A 15612-nucleotide genomic window follows, 5' to 3' on the forward strand; every position below is an offset into this window, starting at 1 on the left:
AATAATTCTTAATTAGTTGGCATCACTGGTTATTTCTTGTTATTTAATCAGGATTTGTCTGATTAAAATACTCATGAACTCCCCAACATTACCAGTGGGTATAGGTTCACTCCAATCTCCAACATCTGCATAACCAATTACCTGTAAATGATGAATTGTACTGATAACAGTTCTCCTTGAGCCAATTAATAAATGCTTTAATGGTTCTCTGTTACTGGGTTCTTTGACTACTGTGGTGTCATTAGCACCGGCGAGAAAATTTTGAATTTGTGTCATGATTAATTTACCTGTAAGGGTTAAGGCGATTTGCCTACCTGCCAAGGTTCACGAAGTGCAGCGTAGGTGTCGCCTTATTTTTATTTTATATGTAGATGTGTAAGTGTGTATATAGCATCTCCCATAAATTTGTAAAGTGTGGAGGTGTTGATGTGTGTATAGCCCGTGGTAAGACCAAGAAAAGCTGAGAAAGACAAATATGGTGAGCCAAAGCAGAGGTATCAGATTATGCTAACTGAGACTGCTTCCACAGAACTTGATAGGGTATCCGAAAAATTAGGTATCACCAGAAGTGAGTTAGTTGAACAGGTGATTAGACAGGGTTTATTGGAATTAGTAAAAATAGATATAACAGAGGATTAATAAGCTGTGAATAATTATTGTTAGCTTTTGTTAGGAAAATACTAGGACATCACGGCATAAGTTAATGAACCATTGGAAATCTTTCAAAAGCAGACTCTATATTACTTTTGACTTTTGACTTCCGCGAAGCCCCCTACTGCCGAACTGGATAATACAACCCATCTTCTGCCTGAAATTTCCAGCCTAACCCACTTGGATCTCGATTCCTAGACCAGCTGATGAATTCCTGCTCAGTTTTGTTTTCCCGTTCATTAATTAAACTCTGCGCTGTCACTCCCAATCTCTGCGCTAAATTTTCGTTGGGAAAGGAGTTGATTTCTACTGGTTGTTGATACTGGTATGGATACGCTGAACGCCGTGGTCTAGAGTTACTGTATCTACCAGAAGCGTTGCCTGCGGCGAGCGAAGCTATCGCCCGTTCAATCTTTTCCAAGTGCTTGGCAATAGTTTCTAGTTTAACAGCCAGCTGTTCGTCTTGCTGGCAAAGGTGTGTTTCCAGTTGCCCCAACTTTTCCTCCACCTCCTGTAACTCGGTGGTTGCTTCCAGTTTAGTGTTGATATCAAACTGTGAAATCAATTCCTGTAACCCTTGCAGTAACGCCGTTGTGTGACCATCACGGTGAATTTTTGACAGGTTACGTACTACAGGAATTAGTACAGTAGGCACGCGGATCATTTGGCTGGGTGGGGTTTTGTTATTCATGGCGATATCAGTTGTGATATCGAGAATTGTATATGAACCCACCTTCCGCACCCTAAACTGTCACACAACGAAAAATGGTCGTTTGGGGATTTGAGATTGGCGATCGCCACCTAAGATTTAGACTATTTTGTATCAAAATTATCATCAAAGGTATTCAAAAATCCGAAATTACCGATTGTGACACTGGGGGGTGCGGAATGTGGGTTTTAAATCATTCATAAACTCGTTGAATTGCCCCAGTGCCTGTGTAATGATACCAATATCATCCTGTTATGTTCAAAGATTTAAAAAGTATTCCAAAGGAGCGATCGCATATTTTCCCTGTTCATCTTGACTCACTAAACCTAAAGCTATTAAATCCCTATCAATAAACAACTTTGTCGCTTTACCACCTTGATCAATCTTACTATTAATCAACTCCATAGCATAGCAGATGGTATCATAAACCCGTTGGGGATTCATAGCCGTTGTAATAGGTTGATATCTGCTAACTGATTCACACAGTCGGTAAACACCGTGTTCTTGGGACTGGGGATAGCCATAATGCTTAACAGCACGCCGTAAAAAGTATCCAGCAGTAATTGGTTGTTTTCCTGAAGGACGCACACAGGAGTAACTACAATCACCAATTGTATCAGCTGCCATACTCCCAGGCATAAATCGCAGAATATTAAAATTTAAAAAATCGGGTTTACACCTTTCAATACCAAAACTAATTGCTTCAATATCATCCGCAAAAGTCGTTGGTTCGTAACCTATAATATCAGTTTTTTGATCATTTAATTTGGCCTTTGGTAGTCCTAAAATTAAAAAATAACTACTGGGTAAACCAGCCTTATTCATATCTTGAAAAACTTGCTCAATCTTAGATGGATAATCCCATGCTTGCCTAATTTGACTAGCAATAGAACCATTAAATTTATGATTTGCTAATGATACTTCTGGTAAGGTATGCTCAACCCCAAAAAACATATACACACAATTATTTTCTACCAAATAACGCATCTGCTCATAGTTAATTTTATCAATTCTCGTATTTGAACCCCAAACAAATCCTTCTGCTTTTAATATTTCAGCTTCTCGTTTGGCAGCTTGATCATGAACTGTAAAAGTATCAACATCTAAATAAATTGCTTCATAGCCACGCTGTTTTAATTGCTGTAATTGCCGACGAAAAGATTCTTCACCCAATCTCACTACATTATTACTTTCACTACTTTTATTACAGAAACCACACCCCCAAGGACATCCTCTCTGGGTAAAAATTTGGGCTGTTTTTAATTGTCTACCATCTGAGGATTTAAAAATATCCATATCATGGACTTGGGGTAAATGAATTAAACCAAAGTTTTGATCAATATCATCAAATTTATTCACTCTTGGGGCAATGGTACGGTAAAATTTACCATCATCATTGATAAAACATAAGCCGGGTAAATCTTTCATTTCTTGATAGAAAGTTCCTCTGGCAACTGCATGAGCAATTTTGACAATTGATTCTTCACCTTCACCATCACAAAATGCCGTAATCCAAGGTGTAATCCTGGCAATGTCTTCAACACTTTTAGTTGCATAACCGCCAACTAAAATCGGCACATTTTCCCGTTTATGTTTTTGTAATTCTGCAAATATTTTTCTACTATGTTCGTCAATTTCTGACCATTGATTTGTTAGACAACCAGCAAAGATAATTAAGTCAGCATTTCTGATTTCTTTTAAAACATCATCAATGCTTAAATCAGGACGTTCTAAATCTAGTTGTATAACTTGACTAAATCCAGCATTAACTAAACTAGAAGCTAAAACGGGTAATGCTTTATTAGCTCCGTTGAAACTTCGATGTTTAATAAATTCGCCAATCAATACGATTTTGATAGAATTGTTATAACATGATATTTGATAATTAATTAAATTTTCAGTATTGTTTTGAATTATCATTATGGTAAGCAACTAAAATTGTTTTTTGATGGGTAATGAACAGAAAAACAAATTTATGTATTTATTATATGTATCCTGCGAATGAGATAACAAGCCAAATTGGCTTGTTCAGGTATTCATTTGAGGATACTGTTTCTGATTCAATTCTGAGACCTTAATCAACAGCACCCAACATTTTTAAAGAAGCTTTTTCAGCATCGGTTAAACCTGTAATCCCACTAATATCCAGACGTTCATAAATGCGGTCTGATTTAAGTGGCTGTAATCTACTACAAGTTTGCATATCCCACAATTGAATATTTTCGTCTTCGCTGCCACTAGCTAATAGCTTACCATCACTACTAAAAGCTAAAGAACGAATTGCGGCTGTATGTCCCCGCTTGAGAATTTCCATACACTCACCTGTACTCACTTGCCATAGTCTCACAGTGGTATCAGCGCCAGCACTAGCTAAAATCTGTTTCTTGGGACTAAATGCCACTGAGTAGACTGGTTTATTATGCCCTCTCAAGGTTTGGACACACTCACCTGTGCTAACATTCCACAACTTTACAGTTTGGTCTTCGCTACCACTAGCTAAAAATTGCCCATCAGAACTAAATGCGACTGACCAAATCATGTCTTGATGGCCTGTGAGAGTTTGCAAACATTCACCTGTACTAACATCCCAGAGTTTAATGTGACTGTCTGCGCTACCACTGGCCAGAATCTCCCCATGAGGATGAAATGCTACTGTCCACACCCAATGGCTATGGGCTTTGATTTTTTGCACACACTCACCGTTAGAAGTTTCCCAGATGCGAATGCTGTGGTCTTCGCTACTACTAACTAAGGTATTTCCGTCCGGACTAAAAGCAACTGTCCATACCCAGTTATCATGTCCTTTGAGGGTGTTAATACATCTGCTGTGACGACTATCTGTGATGTCCCAAAGTTTAATGGTATTGTCTGCACTACCACTAGCCAGTATTTTTTCATTGGGATGAAAAGCGACAGAACGAATCCTGCCTTCATGTTGATTAAAAACGTGGCATTCTTTGGTTTGTAAGTTCCATAACCCAATATTGTGGTCATCCCGACCACTGGCTAAGATTTGACTATCGGGGCTGAATTGTACAGAATACACATCACGGGTATATCCTTCCAAGACATTCAAGGAATTTCCGGTCTTTACATCCCATAGTCTAGCTGTTTGGTCGTCACTGCAACTGATGAGAGTGTTGCCATCAGGACTAAAGGCGATCGCCCAAACTTGGCTATAGTGACCTTCTAAGGTTTTGAGACATTCACCCCGTGCAATATCCCAGAGTTTGATAGTTCTGTCTTCACCAGTACTAGCTAGGGTTTTCATATCAGGACTAAAACGAACTGAATAAATCTTTTTACTGTGTCCCTTCCATACTTGCTGACATTGACCTGTATTTACATCCCATAGTCTGAGAGTGCGGTCTGCGCTACCACTAGCTAGTGTTTCCCCATCAGGACTAAAGACTACAGAGTTAACTTCACCATTATGGCCATTGATGGTTTTCACACATTGACCTGTGTTGATATCCCAGAGTTTAATTTTCTGGTCTGCACTGCCACTAGCAAGTAAAGGCTGAATGTTGGTACTTTTAGACGGTTGGAAGGTGACAGATAACACCCAGCCTTGATGACCAGAAAGGGTTTGCTGACAAACTCCTGTAGCAATATCCCAAATTTTAATAGTTTGGTCTTCACTGGCACTAGCTAATAAAGAACCATCAGGATTAAAAGCTACTGAATAAACTTTATTAGTATGTTCTTTGAGTGTGTGCAGACATTCCCCTGTTTCCACATTCCACAGTTTAACTCTATAGTCTGCACTACCACTAGCTAAAATTTTACTATCTGGGCTAAAGGTCAAAGCCCAAACCCAAGCAGTATGACTTTTATAAATGCGAATTTGTTTAGTATCAGCAGTGCGCCATAATCTTATTTCTCCTGACATTAAACCTGTGGCAAAGAATTTACCATCGGGACTAAATCTCACAGATACAAGACTAGACATTGTTTCTGTAAACACTGAACCTGTTAAATCGGAATTAGCAAAGCTAGTGTTTTGTAGGTTGACATTTTTCAGGTAGGCTTGCCAAATAGTCAAATTAGAAAAATCCCATCTACTTAAATCAATTTGGTCATTGTGCTGGGATTTATCGATCTGGAGTTGTCGCAGTAAATTGATTAAGTTTCCTGCTGCATAACCTTTAGTTGGGGGTGATTCCTGTTGTAAATTTATAAGCAGTTGTTGCAGATGAGTTTCTAGTTTTTTTGTTGTCCCAAAGGCTGTGATCAGCTTTTGTTTTACAGATTCTAGGATCAATCTTTCTTGTATGAGTCGGATATGATCAAGCGATCGCGCTTGAATTAAGGGGTAGGCATTAATAAATTCTAGTTTTTGTCCTTGGTAAATTTCATCAGTTACTGCTTCTATATAGTTTTCTGTCACATATTCCATTACTACAGACTGCTGGCGAAATCTGCTAGTGTTTGTTTCTTTTTCAAGTAGCGATCGCCGTAACAATGATTCTATAACTTCTAGTATGTTTGACCTGGCATCTGTGGTACTTAAATCACTTTTTAAATTTATCAAGGAAACATATTCCCGATGAATTGCCAGCCAATACATAACTTTTTTTTCTAAATCTGACAAACGTTTAAACTGGGTATCTAGCAGGGTGCGAATATCTCCATAAGCAGCACTGGCTTCTTCAATTTCTGTTAAAAATTCTGTAATGTTATTGCTGAATAAGTCATAAACTGTAGTGGCAACTATTTTTAATGCTAAGGGGTTGCCAGAATATCTAGTGACTAATTCTTGTAACTGTTGAGGAGTAAATTCACATCCTTTATCCCGCAGAATTTCCCTAGCTTCATCTACATTGAGGCTGGATAATTGTAAAACTTTCACTGGTAGATTTTTACCTTCTAGTGCAGCCACTTCTTTGGGTTTTTCTCGGCTGGTGAGTAATAAACAACTATTATGTGATGCTTCTGCAACTTTTTTAAACAAGTAGCCATAGTTTTCATATCCAATTTCATATTCACCAGCCCATTCTTGAGTTTTACCCTCACCACTACGTAGCACTGATTCCACATTATCTAAAATAACTAGGCATCTATGTTTTCTGAGAGTATCAATTAGTAGAAGAATTTTATTATTTTCACTCACTGTTAAGTAATCTTGAGCATCGTGAGGTAAAAATCGTAAAAGTTGGTTAAGAATTTCCTCTAATGGTGGTGCATTACGAAGCGATCGCCAAATCAAATAATCAAATTTTGGCTGTACTTTTTTGGCAACTTTAGCTGCTATCACAGTTTTACCAATGCCACCCATACCCAACACTGCTACTAATCTACACCGCAAAGGATCACCATCAACTATCCAGTCTTCTAAGTCTAAAATTTCTTCATTTCTACCCCGAAAACCTTCTACATCAACCGCCTCACCCCAATCTTCTTGTGAAGTAGGAACATTTTCATAAAGAGATTTATATTGAGCAGATAGTTTCTGTTTCAAGTTATAAATTTTTTTATTCCCACTCCCTTCTATACCTAATTTGCGGTAACTTTCTCCTAATCTTTTTCTCACTGCTGGTTGAGAAATCTTCAGTCGCTCGGCAATTTCCGCACCAGAATAATCATTTAGTGCTAAAATTAACGCCTCTAGCTCCGTTTTGGTAACATTATGCTGGTTTGCAACTGCTGTAATGAAATTATCAGGAAGTAAAGGTCTATTATCTGCTGTATTCATCTTTTCTAAGCTCCATATCATATCTGTTACTTATCTGTATGTGAGAATTTTGTATAGCATGAATAATACCTCCAAAAAGGAGTTTTATATAGTCTTTTTCTCAGCTTTACAGTAATTACACACTTATATTAGTCATCTTTATATTGATGAATGTAGCAATATTAACTGTTTGTGAGGATATACGTAAATGAAAATCCTTGATTAACAAATAAATAGGACTGAAACCCATGAGAAATAATCGCCAAGATAACCCAAATCCTTTGTTAAATTTGGCTGGAAAAGGATTGAAATATTTACTATTAACCATCTCTGGTTTTGCGATCGCGATTGTTGTGTTTAACGTTTTTGGTGCATGGTCAATTGTTACAGTATTGCTATCCTTGAATATCTGGATTTGGTTTATCAGGGCTGCAATTTCTTTATTCTGTATGTTTGCGATCGCTATGATTTTTGAATCTTGGAGTTAGTCCAAATTTATGGTGCTGCTTCTTCAGATATTACCTTTGGCTTATTTTCATTCAGCCAAAGGTTTCAAACCAGAGGAGGTCATATCATGTCAGATAACGGCAACGGCATCAAAGGTGAAGCACTATCAGTAATTTTGGTAATCTTAGTTGCAGGATCGATATCTTTAGCAATTGTCAATAAAGATAATCATCTTGCTTATTTTGATATCGTGAAAATAGCAATGGTCTATAGCTTTGGCTCTCACAAATCCAAAGATAAACCAAAAAAGTAAGCCAGAAATGAGATGGACAAGTGTTTCTCTGGGATTATTGGGTGTGTAGCATCCCCACAATGTTCTATCAGGTTTATCTCCAGGCTGTAGGTCACCAAAGGACTTGGCGTTAACACCAGCATAACACTACCAGCAGCCATCTTAAATAATTCTTGCTGGTGTTCAGAGTCCAGTCGTTCAGGGGCTTCACCAACGCTTTCTTCAGTTTACGCCATAATAATCCGAGAGCCTTCTGGAAACTTTTCTACTTTGATTTGCGTTCCTAATTCTTCTCCCAAAGCAGGAACATGAGTAATTACGCCCACTAATTTGTCTTGCTGACCCAAAGATTGTAGGATACTTGAGACACTTTGCAGAGTTTCAGCATCTAATGTTCCAAATCCTTCATCTATAAACAGACTGCCTAACTTAGCTCCTCTTGATAGCTTTTCTGAGAGTGCTAAAGCCAGGGATAAAGAAGTCGCAAAGGTTTCACCACCGGATAGTGTCTGTACCCGTCTTGTTTCGCCACCACTCCAATTATCTTCTACATAGTATTCTTTATCGTCATATTTTAAGGCATATCGCTGTTCTGTAAGTTCTCGCAGAAACACTGTTGCTTGTTCTACTAACTCCTGCTCAAAATTTTGGAGAATATAGGCTTGAAAACGATCCGATTTTAACTCTTTGGATAATATACGATAAATTTCTAAATCTTGCTCTTTGCTGGATAGTTGGGCTTGTAATTTCTCTGCTTGCTCTCGCTGCTCTTCAGCTTTAGTAATCCAAAGTTTTAAATTGTTGTATTCATCTTGTGATTGCTTACGCTTTTCTTCCGCAGTAACAACAAACTTTTCATGTTGGGCAATTATTTCTGGATTTGTGGTTTTATTGCCGATTTCGTTAGTTTCTTTGGTGATAAGAGTTTCTAGCTGAAGTTTTTTATTGTCGTGATCTGTAATTTGCTGCTGCCATCTATTTTGTACTTCTGGTGATGCTTTGCTTTCTTCACACATTGCTTCTGTAAAGTTTTCTGATGACAAACGAGTTTGCCATTCAGCTTCTATTTGTACTTTTGCATTAGAAGCTAAATCAAAGTCTTCTCGTGATTTTAAATCATTTTGTTGAGATTGGAGAAATTCATCACGAGCAGTTTGATGAAACTTATGTGCCTGCTGAAGACGATTATCTAAATCTTGTTTATCTTGTTCTAGTTTTCGGACTAAATTCTCGTAAGAATCACCACCAGTAAGTTCTGATAGTTTGTTGGATATTTCTTGAAATTGTGTTTTTTGGCGTTCTACTTCATTTGCTGCTTCTTGATGCTGGGATTGCGTATTTGATAACTTATCTTTGGCAAATTTAAAATTTTGTTCACTTGCATTAACTTCCGCATCTGCTTTATCTTTCTTGATTAAAGATTCCTGATATTTAGTATCCCTTTCATGTAGTGTTTGGCATTCCTGCTGAAGTGCCTGAACATCCCATGTATCTGTTTTTAATATGGCAATAATTTGTTGTGTTTCTGCCTGCAATTCGACTTCTTTAGCTGCCAATATTTGGAGGTATTCAATTTCTTGTTTCTTTAGTTCATCTCTTATGGTTTCAGCTTTAGTTTTGGCATCAGCAGCTTTTTGACGGTTTTTCTCAGCAGTCTGAGCGCGTTTTTCTAGTGCTTTAATATTGTCTGAAGACTCTAGTTGTGGTAACAAGTTGTCTTCTGGGTATACTCCACCGCAAACAGGACAATCATCACCCTTATGGAGCAATACTCGTAAAGCAGAGGCATAATTTTGTTGTCTAGCAGTATCTAATTTAGCACAAATTTGTTCACATTCTTCTATGGATTTTTGCAGATTTAAAATAGTAGACTGATAATTATTATCGGCCGTTTTTAATTGTTGGGTAATTTGTTGGAGTTTTGAGCGATCGCTTTCGACTTGCTTTTGAATACCTTCCCATTTAATTAGTAGTGGGTTAACTTGATTAAGCTGCTCTAGTCTTGTGCCACCAAGGGAATATTGAGAAAGTTCATTTTTAGCTTCAGTAAATATCTTATTTTTCTCTGCTAATTCAGTTTCAGCCTTTTTTACTGCTTTGTTAGCTTCAGTTACAAGCTTGATTTTGTCTTCCAATATTTTTTCTAACCGCTTTAGTTCATTGTTAATTCCACGACGCTGTTCTTCATAAATTTTGGCAGCATTAAGAGCTTCTTCTTGCTGTTTTAGTTGTGGTGCAATTTTAGCTTGATAAGCTTGTGCTTGACTTAAATTATCTTCCTGAATTTTCAAAGCAGATTCTTTATCAATCAAAGCTTTAGCAGCATTCTCAGCAGCAATTTTGGTGTCATTATAACGAGTACGAGCAGAATTTACTGATGTCCAAGTGGCTGATAAGCGATCGCAAACTCGCGCTTGTTCTAATTGCCGTTTTAAAACACTTATTTCTGTAGTTTTTGTATTTAATTCCTCAAGTTGCTGTCGCAAATCTGCTAAAATTTTAAGACGCTGAAATAATTTAATTTCTACCTCTAAAGCTGTTTTTGCATTGGCAACTGCTTCATTTAATCGGGGTAATTCTTGTTCTATAAGCTGAGAGCGTTCGCGTTGAGAATTTAATTCTATATCTGATACCAAATCAGCCATATTTAGCTGTTGTTGAATAATATTGTATTCACCTTCAAGAAAATTAGCTTGATTTTCAGCTTTTTGACGCATAGCTGGGAAAATTTTTTCGTATCCAGCCAAGTGACTTAATATCTTTCGTCGATCAGCACCTTTACCTTTAAGGAATTCATCAAATTGTCCTTGAGGTAGGAGGATAACTTTTGTAAAAGTCTCAAAATTCATCCTCAAAATATTCTCAATAGTAGCATTAATATCTGCTTCCTTTTGTTCTCCTAAAGGTTGCCAATCGTTTTGAATACGCTTTTCTAACTTGAAATTCACCTGGGGTGTTTTATTGCGGTATAACCACGAGCGAAAAACTTGATATTCAAAATTATCTACCAAAAAACGTAATGATACCTGTAATCTTAAACTACCCTGACTCAATAATTCTTTAGGTTGAGTCTTACCGCTAAATCTTGCTACTTTTCCATAAAGTGCCAAAGTCATAGCATCAAGCAAAGAAGATTTACCTGCACCAGTAGGTCCAGTAATAGCAAATAACTCCAGTTGCTCAAAATTGATTTTGGTCTGATTGCGAAAACTAGTAAAACCTTCTAGAGTCAGTTCAAGTGGTCGCATCTTGTGTTTCCTTTATTTGCTTATATAGTTCCTCAAATTTGGCCACAACAGCAGGAGTAGGTGTTGTGTTTAATTCTTCTTGGAAGTAGCGTTTAAATTCTTCTATTGGATCAAACTCTTCCTGGTTTACAGATTTTTTCTGATTTGACTTAACTTCTGGATAACGCGGCTCGATTTGCAATACTTTATCACCACAAATTTTGTGAATTTTGTCAGTTAATCCCCTTTGAGGTGTTTGCAAATTAATAATTACCTTGAGATAACCAGAATAATCCTGGTATGGTTCTAATTTTTCTTCATAATCACTCAATTCACATTCGACTATATGCAAAGGTTTTTGACAGGGAATAGATATAAACTCAGGTTTTTTTGCAGGAGAACCAGGCTCAACATCAATTAAATAAAATCCCTTATCTTCCCCAGCTTCACCAAAGTCTACTTGAATCAAAGAACCGGAATAGTAAGTAGGAGCCGCAACGGGAATTTGTTGGGGTTTATGGATGTGTCCGAGAGCAATATACTGAGCTTCAGCAGGTAGGCTTTGTCCTGCCAAGGCATAGGTTTCTTTGGTGTGATGACGAGCTTCAGATTTAGCTAACCTAGCACCATCAATAGTGAGATGAGCCATGAGGATATTCACACTGTCATCTTGAAAACCAGTAGCTAAGTTGTTGAGCAAGTAGCCTACCCTTTCTCTGTAGTGGTTTATTTGTTGTAACTCGTCCATTGTCCACAGATTCTCAACTGTCAACAGTCGCCGTTCTGAAGCAAAAGGCATAGCAGCTACACGCAGTTTGCCGTTAGGCGTTTCTACGGTGATCAGCCCCCCTTGGTTAACGCGACGAGGTTTTCCTAAAATCTGCACGCCAGCTAAAGATAAAAGATTAGCTATACCATCAAAGCGGGAGGCGGAATCATGATTACCAGCGATCGCTATTGCAGGAATTTTGGCGGTTCGCAACCCTTCAAAAAACTGATAGGCAACTCTCTCGGCCTCTGCTGGAGGATTAGAAGTTTCAAAAATATCCCCTGCAATTAACACTGCATCAACTTCTAATTTTTTGGCTTGTCGCAAAAGTTCCTTGAGAGCAAATTCAATTTCTGAGGTGCGCTCCTTTCCTTTGAGATTACGCCCTAAATGCCAGTCAGATGTATGAATTAAACGCACAATTCCTCCTAAAAACGATCAATATCAGCTTCGATACTGGCAATTTCTGCTTGGCTCAAAAACACTTCCTCTTTGCGTGTCGCATAGGCGGGGAAGGGGAAATTAACCAAGATTGGTGCGGGGACTTCTGGCTGATGCACAAACATCGTGCCAGATTTCAGAAATAAAGCTCGTTTGCGACAAGAACCAGTCAGAAAGTTGTATTCAGGGCGTTCTGCTTCTGCTGAATCTAACCTGCCTACAACACGGATAGCTGCTTGCCCAACAACACGCCGTTCAACTTCTGAAGCTGTTTGCTGTGCGCCAATTAATATGATTCCCAAAGAGCGCCCCCGTTCTGCAATGTCTACCAGCAAATCTTTAATTGGGCTACGTCCATCGCGGGGGGCATATTTATTTAACTCATCCAAAACTATGAAAACAACAGGTTCTCTACCTTGTTTTTCTTTTTTAAAAAATAGCTTTTGAAGCAAAACACCCACAACAAATTTTTGAGCGCGGGCGGTAAGTTTATGAATATCAGTGACAGTTAATTGAGCATCTGAAGCTAAAGGATTAAGTTGATATTTAGCAACCTCATCCGGTGATAAATCACCCCGAATTAAATGGCTAACTTCACTACTAATACCGTATAAACGCCGAATCATTGCTTCGGCTGTAGCTGAGGCATTTCGTCCTAACCAACGTCTGTTTTCTTCTCTATCTTCATCATTGAGAAGTTTATCTTCTAAAAAGTCGATTAAATCTCTAAAAGTCTTAATTTGTGTTTTGCTATCTTCCCCAAACGCTTCTACTTCTAAATGCGCTTGAATTTTTCGCCGTCGCTTTTTATCACTATCATCATTTTCTTCTGCTAGTCGTGCTAATCTTTCTTCTACTGTTGTCACTAGATAAGATAAATTACCCCTATCTAAATCTTCTCCAGTGAACAAGAAGCGAAATAGGCGTTCGCGGCACAGTTCCCGAAGACTCCACAAATACACTGATATGCCTTCAGAACGCTGTTCTAAATCAGAGTCAACCGTCCGGGAATCTTTTTTGGGAGCAGCACGAAAACTTGTACTTTTAAAAGGTTGTATGGGTAATTTTAAAAGTTCATATTTATTTTTATTTTGGTCACTTATCGAATTACCATAAATTTGATTGAGCTTGTCTAAAAAGAATAAATCCTCTCCTTTGACATTAAAAATTAGTGCTTTGGTATTAGCTTTATAAGAACCTAAAACAGGAGAATTGAAAATAGAATATAACAAGAACAAAGCATAAGATGTTTTAGTAGCAACTCCAGAAACACCAGAGATATTCACATGAGCGCCTTTCTCGCCATTAATAAATGAATAGTTAAAATAAGCTGCATTACCGTTATTCATAATACCAGCCGGAATCGGGGTATCCATGCTGTCAAAATATAAAGCCGATGCTAGTTGCTTATCTACAGCTAACTTCACCGGATCTCCCGGTTGCGGAGGTAAATATTCTTCTGGTTCAATTCTTGTGACTTGAACGTGAGCAGTATAAGAAATATTGACGGGTAAAGTCCCCTTTTTCGCTACTAATAAAGTATCAGTATCAAACTGCGCTCCTTCATATTGAGTGCGAACATAGTCAACTACGCCATAAAAGTGAACTTTCCTGTTATTATCAGGACGACGAGTTTCCACTTCTATAACATCATCTAGGCGCAATACTTTTTGCGAGTCTACTGCTATCCAAAATTCTAAAGGAGTAGCTTCTTGAGTACCAAGTACATAACCAATAGCTTCAGAAGATGTCATTTATTACCTCCAAAAGATGCCAAAAAGTTTTGTAATCGCCGCTTAATTAATGTTGCGTCACCCATACGTCTACCTAATTCCCGTTCCAAAGCACCAACAGGTGCAAGGTTTTGTGGGGCGCGAGGATCTCTTGATGGATGAGAAGCGTAATAGGGGATTAAATAGCAAGTTTGATTTGCTATTTCTGTTGCTCTGTCTATGCCATTTTTTATAGATAACTCCAGCCGGACAATACCATGTAAATCGTGATAGCCAAGTTGTTTATTAAAATTTTGAAACCCGCCAGATTTTAAATACCATGAATACTGTGATCTATTTTTCAATTTAATTTCGAAAATAGGTGTGCGCTGTCCTGGTAATAATTTCCATAGTAAAGCAGCATATTTTTCAGGTAGGTATTGCCTGTGCATTGTCTTGACATAGCCCAAGGTAAAAACGGGCGATTCATTTCGCAATGATCCATCACGAATTACCAAAGTCTCTGCATTTTTTATGTCTAGTTTGCCTACTAGCTTTTCTTCTGCTTTCAACATGGCTGTTTGGACAATTGCCTCCCGTGCTGCTGGGGTATTGTCAAATTTATCGTTAAATGCTTCGTAAAATAATTTTGATTTGCTTCCCAAAGGACAAGGGATGGGTGTATCAACAGCTTCTTGTTCGCCACCAAATCCTACAACTCGGTGAACATCAATTTCTGGATTAAGATAACTCGCTTTAGGAATAGTTCTATCTATTACCACAGCACCCACGGCAATTGTGCCAAATACACCGTAGATGATTGAGTTACCATCGCCACCAACAAGTGCTGCATCTAGCCGCATCCGCCCGTCGGTAAAGATAAGGCGATTAGGTAGCAATCGCGGCTCTTGAGATTCAAAACTATCCCAATTATCAGTTTCTACTGTAGGGTTAACTTCGCTTTCTGACAGCGCAAGTTCCTCGCTAATTTGAATTGGTGGCTCATAGTCATTACCCCAGGGTTCGAGGCGAAAGTTATGCGATCGCCAGAAGTTACTTACATAATTCTCCTCATGCATTACTTTGTGGGTTGCTTAGAAATAGTGTGTTTGTAACATTACCAGTTATAAACTAATAATACCAATTTACGCCTGATGTGATAAAAAATCCCATTATTCTATCAAAGTTTCTACGCTTACCCAAAGCATCGTCGTTGAATAAGTTACACACGCAATGTATTGGCAGTGTGATCGCTACCTAAATATTTAATGCTGCATCGATCTGGGAATGGGTTGATATATTGAGAAAAAATCCCTTGACGCTGGAATAGCCAGCCGTTTTTGATATGCTCCAGCGCTTCCGACTCATCTCGGAAATGGCGGTAGGCGTGATGCCGCCCTGACTCGTCTAGGTCTATATATAAGGTTATCGGAGCATAGCTGCATTTAGGATCGTAATCGACTTTCAGACCTAATCCGGTGATATATTTAACAAATTATTGAGTCAGCATTAGTTTCTTCTGTTTTTTTTGTTGTCTGATTAATTATTGTAGGACTTACGCACTGTACAAATTCACCATGATGTGCATGAACGAAAATCCGTCGTTTCAGGCTTTTGTCGATTAACTTCCGATCAATAGCGATCACTCAAAAATCATTAAAAAATCACGTTAAAAAGCCTGAAATCCGTA

Annotated in this window: 11 protein-coding genes; 3 read left to right on the top strand and 8 right to left on the bottom strand. The window is 38.2% G+C overall.

The genetic code is table 11. The features are described from left to right. Positions 1–39 precede the first annotated feature (39 nt). A complete protein-coding gene (locus tag PN497_RS09405) occupies positions 40–276 on the bottom strand; it encodes a hypothetical protein (RefSeq protein ID WP_096572950.1) in 237 nt (78 codons plus the stop codon). A gap of 165 nt (positions 277–441) precedes the next feature. On the opposite strand from PN497_RS09405, the gene PN497_RS09410 reads away from it, so the two are divergent. Continuing rightward, positions 442–639 (top strand): ribbon-helix-helix domain-containing protein, encoded by a 198-nt coding sequence (locus tag PN497_RS09410; RefSeq protein ID WP_071191986.1) that lies wholly within the window; start codon positions 442–444, stop codon positions 637–639. 133 nt (positions 640–772) lie between these two features. On the opposite strand, the gene PN497_RS09415 is transcribed toward PN497_RS09410, so the two are convergent. The 3 genes from PN497_RS09415 to PN497_RS09425 all read right to left on the bottom strand — a co-directional run bounded on the left by PN497_RS09415 (position 773) and on the right by PN497_RS09425 (position 7055). Next, on the bottom strand, positions 773–1342 hold the full coding sequence (locus PN497_RS09415; RefSeq protein ID WP_096572949.1) for a cyclic nucleotide-binding domain-containing protein: 570 nt from the start codon (positions 1340–1342) through the stop codon (positions 773–775). 276 nt (positions 1343–1618) lie between these two features. Continuing rightward, positions 1619–3280, bottom strand: a complete 1662-nt coding sequence (locus PN497_RS09420; RefSeq protein ID WP_096572948.1) for a B12-binding domain-containing radical SAM protein — start codon at positions 3278–3280, stop codon at positions 1619–1621. A 154-nt stretch (positions 3281–3434) separates the two neighbouring features. Continuing rightward, positions 3435–7055 carry a WD40 domain-containing protein gene (locus tag PN497_RS09425; protein ID WP_096572947.1) on the bottom strand — a complete coding sequence of 1207 codons (3621 nt, stop codon included), beginning with the start codon at positions 7053–7055 and terminating at the stop codon, positions 3435–3437. A gap of 227 nt (positions 7056–7282) precedes the next feature. On the opposite strand from PN497_RS09425, the gene PN497_RS09430 reads away from it, so the two are divergent. Continuing rightward, positions 7283–7522, top strand: a complete 240-nt coding sequence (locus tag PN497_RS09430; protein WP_096572946.1) for a hypothetical protein — start codon at positions 7283–7285, stop codon at positions 7520–7522. 86 nt (positions 7523–7608) lie between these two features. Beyond that, complete coding sequence (locus tag PN497_RS09435) at positions 7609–7794, top strand: hypothetical protein (protein WP_096573099.1); 186 nt, start codon at positions 7609–7611, stop codon at positions 7792–7794. A 206-nt stretch (positions 7795–8000) separates the two neighbouring features. On the opposite strand, the gene PN497_RS09440 is transcribed toward PN497_RS09435, so the two are convergent. From PN497_RS09440 to PN497_RS09455, 4 genes are read right to left on the bottom strand one after another with little or no spacing between them, the layout of a single operon-like run. Continuing rightward, a complete protein-coding gene (locus PN497_RS09440; RefSeq protein ID WP_096572945.1) occupies positions 8001–11021 on the bottom strand; it encodes an AAA family ATPase in 3021 nt (1006 codons plus the stop codon). Further along, positions 11008–12189, bottom strand: coding sequence for an exonuclease SbcCD subunit D (locus PN497_RS09445; RefSeq protein ID WP_096572944.1), 1182 nt, complete (start codon positions 12187–12189; stop codon positions 11008–11010). The genes PN497_RS09440 and PN497_RS09445 overlap by 14 nt, the downstream gene beginning before the upstream one ends. An 8-nt stretch (positions 12190–12197) precedes the next feature. Continuing rightward, positions 12198–13964 carry an ATP-binding protein gene (locus PN497_RS09450; protein WP_096572943.1) on the bottom strand — a complete coding sequence of 589 codons (1767 nt, stop codon included), beginning with the start codon at positions 13962–13964 and terminating at the stop codon, positions 12198–12200. Then, the gene (locus PN497_RS09455) at positions 13961–15001 is read right to left on the bottom strand and encodes a hypothetical protein (protein WP_096572942.1); all 1041 of its coding nucleotides are present in this window, start codon (positions 14999–15001) and stop codon (positions 13961–13963) included. Before PN497_RS09455 ends, PN497_RS09450 begins: the two co-directional genes overlap by 4 nt. Positions 15002–15612: the final 611 nt, after the last annotated feature.

This window comes from Sphaerospermopsis kisseleviana CS-549, from assembly GCF_028329225.1.
Lineage (GTDB): Bacteria > Cyanobacteriota > Cyanobacteriia > Cyanobacteriales > Nostocaceae > Sphaerospermopsis > Sphaerospermopsis kisseleviana.

What these genes read in the sequence shown, in the direction of transcription:
- PN497_RS09405 (WP_096572950.1), bottom strand. Translation starts at nt 276, where the DNA reads ATGACACAAATTCAAAATTTTCTCGCCGGTGCTAATGACACCACAGTA.
- PN497_RS09415 (WP_096572949.1), bottom strand. Translation starts at nt 1,342, where the DNA reads ATGAATAACAAAACCCCACCCAGCCAAATGATCCGCGTGCCTACTGTA.
- PN497_RS09420 (WP_096572948.1), bottom strand. Translation starts at nt 3,280, where the DNA reads ATGATAATTCAAAACAATACTGAAAATTTAATTAATTATCAAATATCA.
- PN497_RS09425 (WP_096572947.1), bottom strand. Translation starts at nt 7,055, where the DNA reads ATGAATACAGCAGATAATAGACCTTTACTTCCTGATAATTTCATTACA.
- PN497_RS09430 (WP_096572946.1), top strand. Translation starts at nt 7,283, where the DNA reads ATGAGAAATAATCGCCAAGATAACCCAAATCCTTTGTTAAATTTGGCT.
- PN497_RS09435 (WP_096573099.1), top strand. Translation starts at nt 7,609, where the DNA reads ATGTCAGATAACGGCAACGGCATCAAAGGTGAAGCACTATCAGTAATT.
- PN497_RS09440 (WP_096572945.1), bottom strand. Translation starts at nt 11,021, where the DNA reads ATGCGACCACTTGAACTGACTCTAGAAGGTTTTACTAGTTTTCGCAAT.
- PN497_RS09450 (WP_096572943.1), bottom strand. Translation starts at nt 13,964, where the DNA reads ATGACATCTTCTGAAGCTATTGGTTATGTACTTGGTACTCAAGAAGCT.
- PN497_RS09455 (WP_096572942.1), bottom strand. Translation starts at nt 15,001, where the DNA reads ATGCATGAGGAGAATTATGTAAGTAACTTCTGGCGATCGCATAACTTT.